The sequence below is a fragment of the Halococcus sp. PRR34 genome (assembly GCF_028617175.1).
GTDB lineage: Archaea > Halobacteriota > Halobacteria > Halobacteriales > Halococcaceae > Halococcus > Halococcus salifodinae.
In genome coordinates, this window is the sequence record NZ_JAQJDA010000038.1 from 1 (window position 1) to 15,776 (window position 15,776).

The 15,776-nt window shown below is 67.3% G+C and carries 17 protein-coding genes and 1 tRNA gene; 8 read left to right on the forward strand and 10 right to left on the reverse strand.

Annotated elements, in window-relative coordinates:
• Positions 1-456 precede the first annotated feature (456 nt).
• The 3 genes from PHA81_RS20010 (at position 457) to PHA81_RS20020 (ending at position 4,037) form a co-directional block, all read left to right on the forward strand.
• Positions 457-957, forward strand: coding sequence for an SHOCT domain-containing protein (locus tag PHA81_RS20010; RefSeq protein ID WP_273838558.1), 501 nt, complete (start codon positions 457-459; stop codon positions 955-957).
• Between the two features lie 355 nt (positions 958-1,312).
• Positions 1,313-2,629 carry a hypothetical protein gene (locus tag PHA81_RS20015; RefSeq protein WP_273838560.1) on the forward strand — a complete coding sequence of 439 codons (1,317 nt, stop codon included), beginning with the start codon at positions 1,313-1,315 and terminating at the stop codon, positions 2,627-2,629.
• Between the two features lie 217 nt (positions 2,630-2,846).
• Positions 2,847-4,037, forward strand: a complete 1,191-nt coding sequence (locus tag PHA81_RS20020) for an MFS transporter (RefSeq protein WP_273838562.1) — start codon at positions 2,847-2,849, stop codon at positions 4,035-4,037.
• 18 nt (positions 4,038-4,055) lie between these two features.
• On the opposite strand, the gene PHA81_RS20025 is transcribed toward PHA81_RS20020, so the two are convergent.
• From PHA81_RS20025 to PHA81_RS20045, 5 genes are read right to left on the reverse strand one after another with little or no spacing between them, the layout of a single operon-like run.
• On the reverse strand, positions 4,056-5,888 hold the full coding sequence (locus PHA81_RS20025) for a hypothetical protein (RefSeq protein WP_273838564.1): 1,833 nt from the start codon (positions 5,886-5,888) through the stop codon (positions 4,056-4,058).
• The gene (locus PHA81_RS20030; protein ID WP_005043977.1) at positions 5,881-6,639 is read right to left on the reverse strand and encodes an ABC transporter ATP-binding protein; all 759 of its coding nucleotides are present in this window, start codon (positions 6,637-6,639) and stop codon (positions 5,881-5,883) included. The genes PHA81_RS20025 and PHA81_RS20030 overlap by 8 nt, the downstream gene beginning before the upstream one ends.
• A 27-nt stretch (positions 6,640-6,666) precedes the next feature.
• Positions 6,667-7,554: an ABC transporter permease gene (locus PHA81_RS20035; RefSeq protein WP_273838568.1), complete on the reverse strand. Its 888-nt coding sequence runs from the start codon at positions 7,552-7,554 to the stop codon at positions 6,667-6,669.
• Positions 7,551-8,513, reverse strand: coding sequence for an ABC transporter ATP-binding protein (locus PHA81_RS20040; protein ID WP_273838570.1), 963 nt, complete (start codon positions 8,511-8,513; stop codon positions 7,551-7,553). The genes PHA81_RS20035 and PHA81_RS20040 overlap by 4 nt, the downstream gene beginning before the upstream one ends.
• The gene (locus PHA81_RS20045; RefSeq protein ID WP_273838573.1) at positions 8,513-8,674 is read right to left on the reverse strand and encodes a hypothetical protein; all 162 of its coding nucleotides are present in this window, start codon (positions 8,672-8,674) and stop codon (positions 8,513-8,515) included. The genes PHA81_RS20040 and PHA81_RS20045 overlap by 1 nt, the downstream gene beginning before the upstream one ends.
• Before the next feature lie 193 nt (positions 8,675-8,867).
• Here PHA81_RS20045 and PHA81_RS20050 point away from each other — a divergent pair, with 193 nt between their 5' ends.
• From PHA81_RS20050 to PHA81_RS20065, 4 genes are read left to right on the forward strand one after another with little or no spacing between them, the layout of a single operon-like run.
• Complete coding sequence (locus tag PHA81_RS20050) at positions 8,868-9,773, forward strand: DUF4129 domain-containing protein (RefSeq protein ID WP_273838575.1); 906 nt, start codon at positions 8,868-8,870, stop codon at positions 9,771-9,773.
• Positions 9,770-10,336 (forward strand): hypothetical protein, encoded by a 567-nt coding sequence (locus PHA81_RS20055; RefSeq protein WP_005043969.1) that lies wholly within the window; start codon positions 9,770-9,772, stop codon positions 10,334-10,336. Before PHA81_RS20050 ends, PHA81_RS20055 begins: the two co-directional genes overlap by 4 nt.
• Positions 10,336-11,655: a DUF58 domain-containing protein gene (locus PHA81_RS20060; protein WP_273838577.1), complete on the forward strand. Its 1,320-nt coding sequence runs from the start codon at positions 10,336-10,338 to the stop codon at positions 11,653-11,655. Before PHA81_RS20055 ends, PHA81_RS20060 begins: the two co-directional genes overlap by 1 nt.
• Entirely contained in the window at positions 11,652-12,158 is a 507-nt protein-coding gene (locus PHA81_RS20065; RefSeq protein WP_273838579.1) for a hypothetical protein, read from the forward strand. Before PHA81_RS20060 ends, PHA81_RS20065 begins: the two co-directional genes overlap by 4 nt.
• 58 nt (positions 12,159-12,216) lie before the next feature.
• Here the strand turns inward: PHA81_RS20065 and PHA81_RS20070 are convergent, their stop codons facing one another.
• The 3 genes from PHA81_RS20070 to PHA81_RS20080 form a co-directional block, all read right to left on the reverse strand.
• Complete coding sequence (locus tag PHA81_RS20070) at positions 12,217-12,687, reverse strand: hypothetical protein (protein ID WP_273838581.1); 471 nt, start codon at positions 12,685-12,687, stop codon at positions 12,217-12,219.
• A 98-nt stretch (positions 12,688-12,785) separates the two neighbouring features.
• The gene (locus PHA81_RS20075; protein ID WP_273838584.1) at positions 12,786-13,442 is read right to left on the reverse strand and encodes a hypothetical protein; all 657 of its coding nucleotides are present in this window, start codon (positions 13,440-13,442) and stop codon (positions 12,786-12,788) included.
• Positions 13,443-13,682: 240 nt separating this feature from the next.
• On the reverse strand, positions 13,683-14,645 hold the full coding sequence (locus tag PHA81_RS20080) for an AAA family ATPase (RefSeq protein ID WP_273838586.1): 963 nt from the start codon (positions 14,643-14,645) through the stop codon (positions 13,683-13,685).
• A gap of 89 nt (positions 14,646-14,734) precedes the next feature.
• Between PHA81_RS20080 and PHA81_RS20085 the strand changes: the two genes are divergently transcribed.
• Positions 14,735-14,819 (forward strand) — tRNA-Ser (locus PHA81_RS20085).
• Positions 14,820-15,089: 270 nt separating this feature from the next.
• On the opposite strand, the gene PHA81_RS20090 is transcribed toward PHA81_RS20085, so the two are convergent.
• Together PHA81_RS20090 and PHA81_RS20095 are read right to left on the reverse strand one after the other, a co-directional pair.
• Positions 15,090-15,296 (reverse strand): hypothetical protein, encoded by a 207-nt coding sequence (locus PHA81_RS20090; protein WP_005043955.1) that lies wholly within the window; start codon positions 15,294-15,296, stop codon positions 15,090-15,092.
• A 42-nt stretch (positions 15,297-15,338) separates the two neighbouring features.
• Positions 15,339-15,611, reverse strand: coding sequence for a hypothetical protein (locus PHA81_RS20095; protein WP_005043953.1), 273 nt, complete (start codon positions 15,609-15,611; stop codon positions 15,339-15,341).
• Positions 15,612-15,776: the final 165 nt, after the last annotated feature.

Below are 15,776 nucleotides of genomic sequence, written 5' to 3' on the forward strand. Positions count from 1 at the left end.
CTCACCGCTGCGGTCTACAACCTCGAACTGGCCCTCAAACCGTGAATCCCGCTGCCCTCTGCGGATTCAATAGAGCCCACCGAAACGGAACGCTATGACATCCAGTGGAACCCCGGCGCAACTGCTAATCGAGCCACGTATTATCGTCGTTCTATTGAGGCGCTTATTTCGCCACTGATCGATGCTAGCTTTGAATTACAGGACATTTCGGAACCAAGTCCTGATGATGCATTCGAGCGTGACAACCCTGAACTAACAAAAGAACTCCGTGACTACCCATCTGAATCGATCTGTCTCCGCGCGAGCTATTGACGTGTCCCCAGCATGCCTGTTCCCCCGCACGGTAGCGACCACGACCCATTACTATCAGCTGGGCCAGAGACGACTCTTCCTCGGCCACCTCCGTCAGTAGTCACTTGGTTGCTGACAGGGGCTGATCCGTCGTCCTGCCGAGATGTGGATTCGAAGCAGTTTTTTCCTATCGGCTGGAATTCTCAGTACGTGCCATCACCGACCGACCACACCGCATTCGAGCGCTCGGTTAACGTTGGGTTCGTTGGAGCGGGGGTCATGTTTCTCATTTTCCTTTCGTTTACCATTCTCGGCCTCGCCGTAGCCGAGATCATCCTCGGCGTCGGGATTTTGCTCGTTCCCGCTGCTGCGGTACTTACCTATTATCTCTCTGGTGGCAAAACAAGCGATCTCGACTACTACGCAGACCAATACTGGCGAGAGAAGTATCCCGAATGGTACGGCGAAGACACGATAGAGTCCGGCTCTCGTAATCGAGACCGAGACCGAGACCCGGATAGTCTGGCAACGTTGCGTGAACGCTACGCCACTGGTGATCTCACCGACGACCAATTTGAGCGCAAACTCGATGTTCTTCTCAATACCGACACCCGCGAAAACGCGGCCGAGTGGCGTCAATCGGAGTCGGAGCGGCTCACAGAGTAACAGCTGGTCTCGGTAGCTACATCTCTCCGTGGACAGTCGGGACGATCAAGCACGATCAGACGGGAACCGTTCAGGGACGGCTCACGGCGAGCGTGGTCGACGAAGTGGTTGGGGAGCTTGCGTCGTATATCGAGCCGAATAGCGTGTGATGCGCTGCACGGTTGTCTGATACTGTCGGACGGAAGAACTTCATCAGCCACCACCGCAAAACCCCTGGAAGAGGATCGATCGATCCGCATCGACGAGTGACGGGCTTCTGTCCGACAGTATGAGTCACTTGGGCCACGCGTAACCCGCGCCATGTACCGCGAGGAGGCTGTCATCGTTATACAGTTGGACACCGTACGGTCACCTCATGCGAATCGCCGGCATCGAGATCACCGACCGCCACCAGCGGATCGCGAGCCGCGCGATGCAGATCGCGATCGCGCTGATACTGATCGTGGGGCTCGCGACCCGCAACGCGAGCGTCGTGGTCAACGCCGCACTCGCGCTCGCCGCGACCTTCCTCCCCGCGCTGTTGGCGCGGGACTACCGCATCTCGCTCGACGCGGGGCTCACCCTCTGGATCACGACCGCGCTCTTTCTCCACACGATCGGGATGCTCGGGCTCTACGACGACGTCTGGTGGTGGGATCACGTCACGCACACGCTGTCGGCGACGATCGTCGCCGCGGTCGGCTACGTCACCGCCCGTGCGATCGACGTCCACCGCGACGACATCTACCTTCCACCACGATTCCTCGCGCTCTACATCCTGATCTTCACCCTCGCGTTCGGCGTGTTCTGGGAGGTGCTGGAGTTCGCCGCGCGGATCGGATCCGTGGCGCTCGGGGTCGAGCCGGTGCTCGTCCAGTACGGGCTCGACGACTCGCTGCTCGATCTCGTCTTCGACTCGGTCGGCGCGGTGCTCGTCGCCGCGTTCGGCACCGGCGTGGTGTCCGACGTCGTGGACACGCTGGCTGCGCGCCTCGAATCGGCCCGCACGGCGGCGCGCGAACGACGCTCACCGCAATTCACGACCGGCCCGAACGTCGGCAGCCGACTGTTCGACGAGCTCGTCGACGGCGGACCGGCGAGCGCCCGCCGATCGTGGCTCGTGGTCGCAGCGATCGGCGTCGTGGCGATCGAGCGGGTGTTCGCGGGCGATCTGCTGTGGGCCGGGTTCGCGGTGACGCTCGTCGGCCTCGCGCTCGCGCCGGCGCTCGCCCGTCACAGTCCACAGGTGATGTTGCCGTGGGGACTCCTGGTGATCGCCGGGCTCCCGCTCGCTGGCCGCGTGTTCGCCCAGGGACCGCTCTCGAACGCGTTCGTCACTGCGCTCTCCGTTGCGGCGATCGCGCTGATCGTCGTGGCCGAGCTCGATGCCTTCACTCCCGTGGAGATGACGCCGACGTTCGCGGTGGTGTTCGTGGTGATGACGACGATGGCAGCTGCGGGCGTGTGGGCGGTCGGTCGGTGGCTCGCCGACCTCTGGCTCGGGACGGAGCTGCTGCTCGTGTCGGGAGAATCGGCCTCGGCGATCGAGACCGCCATGCTCTGGGGGTTCGTCTACGCGACCGTGGCCGGGATCGTCGCGGGCGTCCTCTTCGAGTTCGGGTTCAGGCGGCGCGAGCGGACCGACGATCGCCGATCGGCCGGCCGGCGAACGGCACCCGATGGCGACTCGTGATACCGACCCACAGTGCGTCGGCGAGTCTGAAGCCGTAAATGGGTCGATCGGGTAGCTGCAGTAATGACTGTTGGAGAGGGCGAGCGTGCCGCGAACGGTTGGCCGAGGGGTTGGCCGGGCGGCGTGGAGCGGTCGTGGTTGCGATGACGAACGAACGGTGCGGACCGTCGGGGCGGATCGGGCGGTCGTGGATCGCGGCGTTCGGTCGCGTGGTCTGATGGCCGAAGAGACCGCCCACTCGGCGCGGTTCGAGAGCCCGTGGCGTTCGCCGTCGGTGCTCGTGATCTTCGCGAGCACGCTGATTACGGTGATGGGCGTCTCGCTCATCAGCCCCGCGCTGCCGGCGATCCAGACGGCGTGGGGGATTTCGGCCGCCGACGCCAGCCTCCTCATCTCGGCGTACACGCTTCCCGGCGTCGTGTTCACGCCCTTTGTGGGCCTGCTCGCCGATCGCGTCGGGCGCAAGTGGCTACTGGTGCCGGCGCTGCTCGTCTTCGGGGTCGCCGGTGGTGCGATCGTGCTGTTCGACAGCTTCCGGGCGATCCTCGGGCTCCGCGTGCTTCAGGGGGTGGCCGGGAGCGCGGTAACGAGCCTCACGATCACGCTGATCGGCGATCTGTTCACGGGCGAGCTCCGCAACACGCTGATCGGGCTCAACGCCGCGATCCTCGCGATCGGCGCGGCGGGCTACCCGCTGCTCGGTGGCGTGCTCGCTACGATCTCGTCGGCCGCACCGTTCGCCTGCTTCGCGCTCGGGATCGTCGTCGGGATCGTGGGCATCGGCGCGCTCGACGAACCGACGCTCGACCGACGCAGAACGGGCCTCGGCTACGTCGTCGACGCGGTGAAGGCCGTTCCGGGACGCAAGGTACTGAGCCTCTACGTCGCCATCTTCGGCATCTTCGTGATCCTCTACGGCGCACAGCTGACTGCGGTCCCGTTCGTGCTCGACGACCGCTACGGGTTCTCCTCGGGCATCATCGGCTTGCTCCTCGCGCTCCCCGCGGTGACGATGGGGCTCACGTCCTCTCAGACCGGCCGACTGCTCCGCCACGTGTCGAGCGCTCAGCTCATCCCGCTCGGGTTCGTGGTGTACGGCCTCGGGCTCGCGGCGATCGCGCTCGCGAACTCGGTGGTCGCGATCGCGGGCGCGCTCTTCCTGTTCGGGATCGGGCAGGCGTTCGCCGAACCGGTCACCGACACCGCGTTGAACGCGGTCACGCCCGACGAGTTCCGCGGCGGGATCATGTCGCTCCGGACGAGCATCATCCGGGCGGGCACGACGGTCGGGCCGCCGGTGTTCGTGGGACTCGGTACGGCCGTCGGCTACACCGAGACACTGCTCGGGGCGGGGATCGTGGCGTTCTGTCTCGGGATCGTCGCCGTCATCGCGACCATGTGGGACTGATCGGAAGCAGAAGGAGCCTCACGTGATCTCGTACGTGTCGAAGCGGCGCGCCGCGGCGCGATAGCCGAGAAGCCCGCCCACGACCAAGAGAAAGAGCGGCAGCGCGTAGCCGCCGGCCCGGACCTCGATCGTCGCTAGCCCACGGATCGCGGGGCCGAGCCCCTCGAACCACGGGGCCGGCCCGGTCACGAGCGGCACGCCGCGATCCCCGAGCCACCGCAGCACGAAGGGGATCACACCGCTCCCCAACGCGGCGAGAAAGCCACGCAGGAGCGCCGGCACGACCAGCGCGACCGCCGCGACGACACCGGGCCCGAGGAGGACGATCGTGTAGACGATCCCCGCGGTGATGCTCGGCGGCACCACGTCGCGACTCCCGCGGACGCTGAACGTGCTGAATCGGGGAATCCGCATCCCGATCACGGGCGCGAGCCCGACCGCGGCGGCGACCAGCACGCCGCCGAGGGCCGCGAGACCCGCGACCTCAAAGGGTGAGTACGGACTGAACCAGCCGGCAGCGAGCGTGAGCGCGACCGTCAGCGGGAGGCCGGCCACGAGTCCGGGCAGCGCGAGCCCGCGGACGAACGCCCGTCCCGAGATGCCGCCCGTGAGCGTCGCCGGCAACACCGCCCCTTCGTCGCCGAAGGGGTTCAGTCCGAACGTCGCGCCGGCAAGCCACGGGAGCAGGAGGACGATCGCGACCGGTGCGACCGCGAACGCCGCACCGAACTGTGTGGCGTTGAACACCGAAACCACCGCGATCACCACCGGCGTGAGCAAGATCGTGAGCCGGCTCGGATTTCGCCACGTTCGGACGAGCGCCTTCGCCGCGACGCGACGGGTCGGCCGGCTCGCGCGCGTCGGGATCACCGCCCCGAAGCGACCGAGCGCCGCCGTCAACGCCCCGTTCCCGCCTGTCAGGCCGGTGTCGGTGCGGGCGGCGGTACGGCTGTCGGCGTCAGTGCGGGTGGCGGGGGACGCGGCAGCAGCGGCGTCGGCAGCGTCCTCGTCCCGTGTCGGCTCGACCGGGTCCGCGAACCAGAGCGCGGTCGTCAGTCGCTCGATCGCCCAGCCGCCCACGCCGAGCACTGCGAGCGTGGCGACGATCACACCGGTCACGTGACCCGTCGAGAACGCGAGCGGCGATCCGATGGCGGCGAGATCGACGTACCAGCCGACGGGCAGCCACGCGAACAGGGCCGGACCGATCCCGAGTTCATCCGCTCCGAAAAACACGACCGCAGCGTACCCGCCGAAGATCACCGTCACGATCGCAACACCGAGGATCGTCTTGTACCGCGCGACGAACCGCGACCGCGCCACCAGCAACGCGCCGGCGTAGCCGATCGCGCTGCCGACGATCGTCGCGGTGAGCGCGAACAGCCCGGCGGCGAGCGGGATCGTCGCGACGCCGAGCGGCGTTCCGAAGATATAGACCACCAGCCCAGTCACGACGAGCAGCGGGGCGAGGAGATACGATGCCGCCCGGAGGAGTTCGGCGATCACGAGACCCGTCGCGACGCTCCGAGCCGAAACCGTCGTGAGCATCCCGGCCTCGCTATCGACGTGGCTGTACTGGCTCAGGACGCGCTGGCCCACTATGTACACCCCGAACAGCCACGCCAGCGCCGCTCCGCCGCGGGCGGCCGCCGGGAGCGCGATCGGCGCGTCGAGCGAGCGGAGCGGGGCGGTGAACAGTATGGCCAACCCGGCGATCGAGACGGTCCAGAACCCGACGCCGAAGACGAGCAGCGCGAGTCGCCCCTTGTTCCGACGCATTCCTCGCGTCGTGCGCCGGAACTCCACGAAGCCGATCGAGAGGCCGTGGCGGAGCCAGCCAGCCTCACTCATGCTCTGGGGTCGCCGGGTCCTCGCGTCCGCCAGTGACTTCGAGGAAGACGTCTTCGAGGGTGCTCTCCTCGCCGGTCTCCATCCGCTCGGTCAGCGCGTCGGGCGGCCCCTCGGCGACCAGGTCTCCCTCGTAGAGTACCCCCACTTCGTTGGCGAGCTCCTCCACCACGGGGAGAATGTGCGTCGAGAGGAACACGGTGGTGTCGCCCGCGACCAGCTCCGCGATGGTGTTCCGTACCGTGCGCGCGGCCCGCGGATCGAGTCCTGAAGTAGGTTCGTCGAGGAACACCACGCTCGGCTCGTGCAGCAACGCCTGAATGATCCCGGTCTTCTGTTTCATCCCCTTCGAGTACGTCGAAATCCGGTCGTCGGCGTCGGCCGCGAGATCGAACCGATCGAGCAGCGATCCGATCCGCTTCTCACTTTGGTCGGTGGGCACGTCCCGCAGCCCGGCGATGTAGTCGAGCTGTTCGCGGCCGGTGAGCTCGTCGTACAGTGGGGGCTCCTCCGGGAGGTAGCCGATCTGGCCGATCACGTCGTCACGGTTCTCGACCGAATGGCCCGCGATCGCCGCCGAGCCCTCCGTGGGCGTGGTCAGCGTCGTCAGCATCCGCATCGTGGTGGTTTTGCCCGCGCCGTTCGGCCCGAGGAAGCCGTAGACGACCCCCTCGGGGATGGCGAGGTCGAGTCCCTCGACCGCGGTCGTCGAACCGTAGCGTTTCGTCAGGTCGGTGGTTTCGATGGCGTACATCGTGGCGGAATGAAGTGAGGAATCGAACTACAGGTCCGAACGGTTGAACCGGAGATAGCCGAGCACGAGCGGCACGACCAGCCAGATGGCGAGGATGACGAACCCGAACCAGCCCTGGAGGTAGTACGGTGCCGCTGCCGATTGGGCACCGAAGGCCAACTGATCGGTGAAAAACGGCCCCAGAGCGTTCTGGTATGCGCTGCTCGGACTGAGGCTCTGGACGAGCAGATACCAGTCGGGTGGGGTAACGTTACCTTGGAGCGAGAAGTAGCCGGCGAGAAGCGAGAAGTTCTCCGGAGTGCTAAACCCGTTGACGACCCAAACAAGCAGATTGACCACGAATCCCCAGAGGAACTGGAACAAGGCGAAAAAGCCGAGCGAGATCCAGAGCGCGACCGACGTCGAACCAGTCGCGGCCGACATCCCGATGGCGAAGACCAAATACACTAGCCCGAAGACGATCGTCAGCAGCGTAAACGCCACGTACTCCATGACGGGGAACGTGTCGTAGGACACGAACGCGATCGCCGCTGCGACCGCAAAACCGATCATGATGGCGACGGCGAACACCGCGGTTCGGCCGATCGTTTTCCCAGCCACTACGTCACGTCGCGTATGGGGCAACGAGAGCAGGAGCTTCACGCTGCCGCTTTCGCGCTCACCCACGATCGATTTGTAACCGGTCATCACGCCGATCAGCGGGACGAGCACCGTGATGGGGAAGATCAACGAAACGAACAGTCCGAACACCGGCGGGAGGCCTTCCGTACCGCCACCGCCGCTCCCACCCAGCACCTCCGCCACCAGGTAGGTCGCGCCGCCAGCGAAAAGCACGAACAGAGCCACGAGCGCGATCAGCGAGCGCGATCGGAGCGCGTCGCTGAAGTCCTTTCGCGCGACCGCAAGCGTACTCACGTTCGGACCTCCTGCTCATCGGTCGATCCACCGCTCTTCCCGGTCGATCGGGCAGGACTGTCGTTGGTGTAGGAGGCGAACAGCTCTTCGAGCGAGGCGTCCTCGGTCGAGAAGTCCTCGACGGTCGCGCCGCTGTCCTCGATGGTTCCCAGCACTTTGGTCTTCGCAGAGTCGTCACACGACGCCCGGATCGTGGTCCCCTCGGCGCTCACGTCCGAGACCGATGGGAGGGCGCGGACTTCCTCAAGCACGCCGTCCGGAAGTCGATCGACCTCGACCACCAGAGTCGCCTCGGCGCTGGTCGCGTCGCGCAGCCCCTCGACGGTGTCTTCGGCGACGAGTTCACCGCCGCGGAGAATGCCCACGCGATCACAGATCGCGTCGACCTGACCGAGGATATGGCTCGAGAAGAACACCGTCGCGCCGCGGTCGCGCTCGGCCCGGATGATCTCGCGCATCTCGCGTGCGCCGTTGGGGTCCAATCCTGTCGAGGGTTCGTCGAGGATCAGCAGATCGGGCTGGCCAACGAGCGCCATCGCGAGTACCAGGCGCTGGGCCATCCCCTTCGAGTAGCCACCGGCCTTTCGATCGATCGCGTCGGCGATCCCCACTCGCTCGGCGAGCGCGTCGGGATCGTCGTCGCTCCCCTTCGAGTTGATGGCGAACTCGAGGTGCTGTCGGCCGGTCAGCCGGTTGTACACGTCGAACCCCTCGGGGAGGACGCCGACGCGCTCGCGGATCTGCTGGCTTTCGGCCTGTGCGTCGTGGCCGAGCACCCGCGCGCTGCCGGCCGTCGGTCGGATGAAGTCGAGCAGGATGTTGATCGTGGTCGACTTTCCTGCCCCATTGGGCCCCAAGAACCCGTAGATCTCGCCTTCGTGGACATCGAGATCACAGTTTTCGAGCGCAGTGACGTCGCCGAACCGCTTCGTGACCCCGTCGAGTTCGATGGCCGACATCACTGGATCTCCCTGAAGACGATGGCTGCTGGCCGACGGCGCGGCACGGTCCCAGGACGGCCCTCACTCGCCCCGTCGCCTGCTGGAGCGGTGGGACCGTTCGTGCCGACACCGAGACGGGCGAATCCCGTCGTGGGTGTCGGATCGCAGTTTTGCCTCATTCAGCCGGAAACATCACCGCATGTGAAATAAAACGTTCGGCTGTGTTTCGTCCCACAAGAGGCGATAACACGGCTCATGGCCGGAATCGGGAGCGACTAGCTACTCGACCGTGCGACCGCTGTCCATCGGAATTCTCGACATCAAACCCCGAACCGACGGAACGTTCAACATCCGGGGGGCCGGTGTGAGGGTGTGAACCGCGACGCGCTCGGGCCCGTCCTGATCGCCGTCCTCGCCGTGGTGGCGCTCGGCGTCGGCGCGGCGACGCTCGATCGGATCGGGTCGGGTGGCGGGGGGACGGGCATCAGCGACGGCGACGCCACCGGCCCCGGCAGCGGCGAGGCACTCGATCTCGATCGATCGCCACCGAGCGAGTCGTCCGATTCATCGGTGATCTCACCGCTCGTCCGCCGCATCCTCGCTGTCCTGCTCATTGCGGCGTTGCTCGTCGGGCTCTACGCGTGGCGGGACGATCTTCGCAGCCTCGCCGTCATCTCGGCGGCCCTCGCTGTGGGAATGCTGTTGCTGTACTTCCTCGTCACCCGATTCGGCTCTCGCAGCCAATCCGGCCGGGGCGGCTTCCTCGATGGTCGGAAACTCGCACTTCCAGGCGGTGGATCACTCTCCGACGGGGCACGAACGGTCACGACCGAATCGCCGGCGCTCGCGGTGCTCGTCGGGCTCGTGCTGGTCGTCGGGATCGCCGTACTGTTTCATTTCGCGCGGAGCGACGACGAGACGGAGCCCGACGCCGAGACCGAGCCCGACGATTCGACGGCGGCCGTCGCCGCCAGCGTGGGTCGCGCCGCCGGTCGGGCGGCCGACCGAATCGACGAGGAAGGCGAGGCGACGAACGAGGTGTACCGCGCGTGGGAGGAGATGACCGACCACCTCGACGTCGCCAACCCCGGATCGAGCACGCCGAGAGAGTTCGCCCGCGCCGCGACCGACGCCGGGATGACACGGAGCGATGTCGACGAACTCACCGACCTGTTTCGCACCGTTCGCTACGGCGGTCGGCGCATCACCGACGACCGTGAGAGCCGGGCCGTGACCGCGCTCCGGCGGATCGAACACGAGTACGCGGAGGATCGATGAAGCGGGGTCGACGGCTCGGTCTGGCCCTCGGGCTCGCACTCGTCGCGGGCGGGCTCGCGGTCGCGGTCGCGCCCGGTCTGGGGAGCGGTATCCAGCCGAACGCCGCGCTCCTCACGGGCGTCGGGATCGTCGCGCTCGTCCTCGCCGGGATGGCGATCCGGGCGCGACTCGGCACGACGGATCGCCGGCCAGCCCTGCCCGCAGTGGAACGGTCACAGTCCCACGCGACGCCGGGCGACGGGCTCGACCGTCGGCTCGCGGCGATGGCGTCGCCCGGCCGGCTGCACGGCGCGCGCGATCGCCGACAGGTTCGCGATCGGCTCGAAGCGACCGCGATCGCGGTGCTCGTCCGCGACGGCCTCGCCGAAGACGCAGCCCGCGATGCACTCGCGGACGGAACCTGGACCGACGATCCCCACGCTGCGGCCTTCTTCGCCGACGATCCCGGCACGGACGTGTCGCTCACGACCCAGCTCCGGCGATCACTCAGTCTCGAACCGACGATCAAGCGACGGGCACGTCACGCGATCGACGCGCTCGCACAGCGCGCGAGGCAGCGATGATGGCGACCGAGTCGTCCCGGGGGAGCGAGGGGTACGCCGAACTCGGGCCGAACGAGACCGCCACCCGCCGGACCGAGCGGTGGCGGGGCGTGAGCGCGCTCGCGCTGGTGGCGGGTGCGGCGGGCGTCCTCGCCAGCCAGCCGGCGCTCGTGGTCGCGGGGACGGTCGGGATCGCGTTCGCCGCGCTCGCGCGTGCCGCGCGCCCGCCGGGGATTTCCCTCGTGCTCGAACGGTCGGTGAACGACGCCGACCCCGATCCCGACGATTCGGTGACGGTCACCGTGGAGGTGACGAACACCGGCGACTCGTCGCTTCCGGATCTCCGGGTGATCGACGGCGTTCCACCGGCGCTCGACGTCGACTCCGGCTCGCCACGGCTCGGAACCGCTCTTCGGCCCGGTGAGTCGGCGACGTTCTCGTACGACGTGACCGCCATGCGTGGGAGACACGCGTTCGAGCCCGCGCTCGCGGTGGCGCGGGATGTCAGCGGGACGGCCGAGCGCGCGCGACGGGTCCGCGCCGACGCCACCCCGATCACCTGTGTGCCGAGCCTCGACGCCGCCGGCGAACTCCCGCTTCGGGCGCAGACCACCGGCCAGCCGGGGCGCGTGCTGACCGAGATCGGCGGGAGCGGTGTCGCGTTCCACACCACCCGCGAGTACCGCCCGGGCGATCCCCTCTCGCGGATCGACTGGAACGGGCTGGCGAAAACCGGCGAGCTCGCCACCGTCGACTTCCGGGAGGAGCGCGCCGCGTCGGTCGTGCTCCTGATCGACGCGCGCGAGGAGGCCTACCGAGCGTCCGGCCCCGATGCCGAGAGCGCGGTCGAGCGGGCCATTCGGGCTGCCGGCGCGCTCTACGACGTGCTCACCGGCGAGGAGAACCGGGTCGGGATCGCGGCGCTCTCGCCCGAGCCGTGCTGGCTCGCACCCGGTGCGGGCACCGCCCACCGTGCCCAGGTCCAGGAACTGCTGGCGACCCATCCGGCACTCGCACCCACGCCGCCCGACGCGCCGTTTTATCCGTCGATCCGGGCGCGACGCCTCCGCCGCCGGCTGCCGGACGACGCTCAGCTCGTGGTGTGTTCGCCGCTGTGTGACGACAGCGTGGTCCGTCTCCTCCAGCGGTTCGACGCCGCCGGCCACCGCGTGACGGCCGTGAGTCCCGACCCGACGAGCGACGGGACGCCCGGCCGCCGACTGGCCCGAATCGAACGGCGACTTCGCCTGTCGACCCTCCGGAGCGCGGGAGTTCCGGCGCTCGACTGGCGCGACGAGCCGTTGGCGACGGCGCTCGCCCGTGCGGGAGGGCCGGGATGACCGCGACCGCCACGCCGCCGATCGACGACGCGCCCGCACGGATCAGCGTCGGCCTCGCGCTGGCCGCGAGCTTCGTGGGAACGCTCGCGCTCGCCGTCAGCACCGTTTCGCTCGCGGCCGGGGGTCTCGGATTCGTGCTCGTGGGACTCGGTCTCGTCCGCGGCTGGCGGTCCGCCGTCACGCTCGGCGGCGCGGGGCTGTTCTGCGGCGTCGTTCTCGCGGGGCTCGTGGGCGCGCCCGCGATCGTGGTGGTGTTCGCCACCGCCGCCGCGGTGGTCGCGTGGGACGTCGCCACCTTCGGGATCGACGTCGGCGAGGAGCTCGGCCGCGAGGCCGACACCACCCGACTCGAACTCGTCCATGCAGGGACGAGCGTCGTGACGGCGGCGATCCCGGCGATGATCGGGATGGTACTCTTCCGCACCGCCGAGGGCGGGACGGCGCTCGTCCCGATCGCGCTGCTGTGCGGGGCAGTGGTGCTGGTCGTCGTGCTCCGGCCGTGAGTCGGTGGCAGGACGACGGTGATCCGTTCCGGTGCGGCCGAGGGGACGATCGAGGGGATTACTCGGTTCGTGACCCCGTGACAGCGCTGGTCGACGGCCAACACCGCCGAGCGTAGTTGATCACAATGGGAACAGCGACGAGGGCGTACAGTCCGGCACAGGCGATGATCAGAAACCCGTACGGACTCCCGGCCCCGCCGATCGTCGCGTCGAGGTAGGACGAAACCAGCACCCCCCACTGCCCGATCACGAGGCAGAGCACGACGAGATCCAGCCAGCCCTCGAAAACGTCGTCGAGAACCCGTGCGTACTGCAGGGCGACGATCGAGCCGACGAGAAGCGAGGAGCCGCCTAGCGTGACCCACTCGGGGGCACTGCCCATCCCGATCGCCGAATCCACGAGGTAGAGACGATAGGCTTCGAGGATCAGGCCAACGGCGAGACCGGCGTAGCCCGACAGCGAGAGGACGTTGGTGAAGACCGATCGGGATTCGATTCGTGTGTGGAGAGTCGCCGTATCCTGATTCATGTGGTATCGGTGTGGCTGCGGATCGCGTGTGTGATCGACTGCTTGATGCAAAAAAAGTGACCGGACTCGTCGTCCGGGGTCGCTCGCGACGGAGCGAGTTACCCGCTGGTCCCGCTGGTCGAGATCGTCCCGGTCGCAGTAGTGGACCCTGCGTCGTTGGTGAGCGTCACGTCGAACGAACCGGATGGAGAGGGCGACGTGTCGGTGGCAGTCCCGCTGCCGCTCGCGCTGTTGGCAGTCACCGTCACCGCGAAGTCGACGGTTTCCGTGGCGGTTGCACCGTCACCCACGTTGCTCGGGAGATCGGATTGGGTGAGTGCACCGCTGCTCACGAGACCGATACCGGCGAGCGAGATGTCCGCGATTCCGCCCGGATCGGCGTTCGATCCGGTGTTCTGGATGGAGTAGCTCGAAACGCCAGTCGTCGTGCCGTCGCTGACACCGGTCAGGCTCTCCGCCGTGGTGAGAGTTCCACCGGACGGTGCGACCTGGAGTTCGATATCGAACCCGGAGATACCGGAGCTGAACTTCGACCATTCGAGCGAGAGCGTGGGTGTGACCGTCACCTCGGTCACCGAACCGTCGTTGGCCGTCATGTCGAGTCCAGAGGCCGAAATCGGGCTGTCGCCGACCGCTGCGAGCGCGGGCTGCGAGGAGTAGAACAGGCTTCCGCCACCGATGATACCGATACCAGTGGCGACGCTAGCCCCTTTGATCACACGTCGTCGAGTAAAGAAGTTTTCTTTGTCACTCATTGTTGTTCTATCGACGGAGACAGCATGACATACTTTTTATCAGATTGTATTCCACAACTGCATCCATCTATATCGGTAATTGAATGCTGATAACATAAAGTTTACTCATTCTGTTGCGGAACAACCGGTCGCATAGCTGGTTGCATCCGATCGTCGTCGCAACTGCTGTTGGACTCGATTCCGCGCCGCTGGCACGTGCTTCGGGCTGTTCGTTGCTTCGGACGGAAGTCAGGCTGTCGCTCAGACCGTCGGGACCGCCACGCCGTCGAGCACGTCGTCGATCACGCTTCGCTTATCGACACCCTCGACCGCGGCGTCGGGCGTGAGCACGAGCCGGTGGGCGAGCACCGGCCGCGCGACCCGCTTGACGTCTTCAGGGGTGACGTACTCGCGGCCCGAAAGCACTGCCCGGACGCGGGTGGCTTCGAACAGCCGCTGGGTCCCGCGGGGCGAGACGCCGACGTCACATTCGGAGCGCTCGCGGGTCGCCCGCGACAGCGCGACCATGTACTCGATGAGGTCCTCTTCGACCCGAATCGACTCGGGTACGTTCTGGAGCGCGCGTACCGACTCCGCCGAGAGCACCTCCTCGGCGGTCGGACTCCGGCGATCCCGGTCGGCCCGCCGGCGGAGGAGTTCGGTCTCGCCGGCCTCGTCGGGGTAGCCGATGGCGGTCTTGACGAGGAACCGGTCGATCTGGGCCTCGGGGAGTTCGAACGTGCCCGCCATCTCGACGGGGTTCTGGGTGGCGAGTACGAAAAAGGGCTCGGGGAGGTCGTGAGTCTCGCCGTCGGCGGTGACCTGGCGCTCCTCCATCGCTTCGAGGAGTGCGGCCTGGGTTTTGGGCGGTGCGCGATTGATCTCGTCGGCGAGCACGACGTTCGCGAAAACGGGACCGGGCGAAAACTCGAACTCGCCGGTGCCCTCGTTGTAGACGTGCGTGCCCGTCACGTCGGCGGGCAGGAGGTCGGGCGTGAACTGCACGCGGGAGAAGCTGAGGCCGAGCGTGCGGGCGACGCTGCGGGCGATCAGGGTCTTGCCGGTGCCGGGGACGTCTTCCAGTAGGACGTGACCGCGAGCGAGCACGCCGAGCAGCACGGTCTCTAAGAGTTCGCGATCGGCGATGACGGTCGCCGAAAGCGCGTCGAGCACCGCGTCGATGTCCTCGCCCGCGTCCGCGATATCGGCGTCCGTGGCGTCCATGCGCACACTCCCGGAACCGAGCCGCTTATCGATGGCGATGCGCGCGAGACCGAAACCGATAAAGTGGCGTCGGGCGAACGGTCGATGGAGCCGGGGTAGCCTAGCCTGGCCAAGGCGGTTGCCTCGAAAGCAACTGTCCTCACGGACTCGTGAGTTCAAATCTCACCCCCGGCGCTTCTCGGACGAGTAATTCCGCGAGCGCGTTTCATCGCGCTCGCACGACGCGAATCCGTGAGCGACAGCCGTGGGATTTGAATGAGAACAGACGCAGCCCGGGAAGCGAGCGGTGGGAGGCGTGAGTACGGCGAACGCCTCCGATAGCGAACGGTGAGCGAAACGAGCCGTGAGCAGGGAGCGACCCGGAACGGCTGTGCGTAGTTCAAATCTCACCCCCGGCGCTTCTCGATACACCGACCCGATAGCGCCGTGCTCGTGTCGTTCGGGCTATCGATCCGCGAAGCCGCTTCGGAAGGCGATCCACGCGAGGACACAGGTGAACAGGATCGGTGGCAGGATGGCGAGCCCCCACACCAAATCGAGTCCCGATCGGAGGACGAACACGAGCCCCGTCAGCCCGATCAGGAGAAAGGGGAGCACGGCGAGGGCCGCGCGCTTTCGGCTCATCGCTGGCTCGCCCGGTGATTCGGCCATGCTCGCGGTTCACGCTATGGGGGCAAAAGCGTCGTGTTCGGCTCACACGCCGTCGAGTGACGACTGACTGCCTGCAGTGGCCGGGGAGCCGGCGGTGCGCCGGCCGCCAACGAGGTAGCCATCGGCTGGGTTCGGATCGTGGGCCGGGACGTCCTGCACCCAGACCGGTCCGTCAGCGCTCGCTTTCCGAGCCCACTCGCAGGCGAGGGCCTTCGATGCGAACCGCCGGTGCGGGCCGGATTCGTGGACCCACTCGCCGGCGGTGCGGCTGCTCCGACGAGCCGACGGTTTGATCTCGACGACGTACCCGCTCACGTATCGATGGACGCGCTCGTCGGCCTTCCATCTACGGGTCGATGACGCGGCACGGCTGCTGCTGGGCGGTTGCGGCTGCGGCGGCGGTGCGGTTGCGGCTGCGGCGGCGGTGCGGTTGCGGCTGCGGCGGCGGTGCGGTTGCGGCTGCGGCGGCGGTGCGGTTGC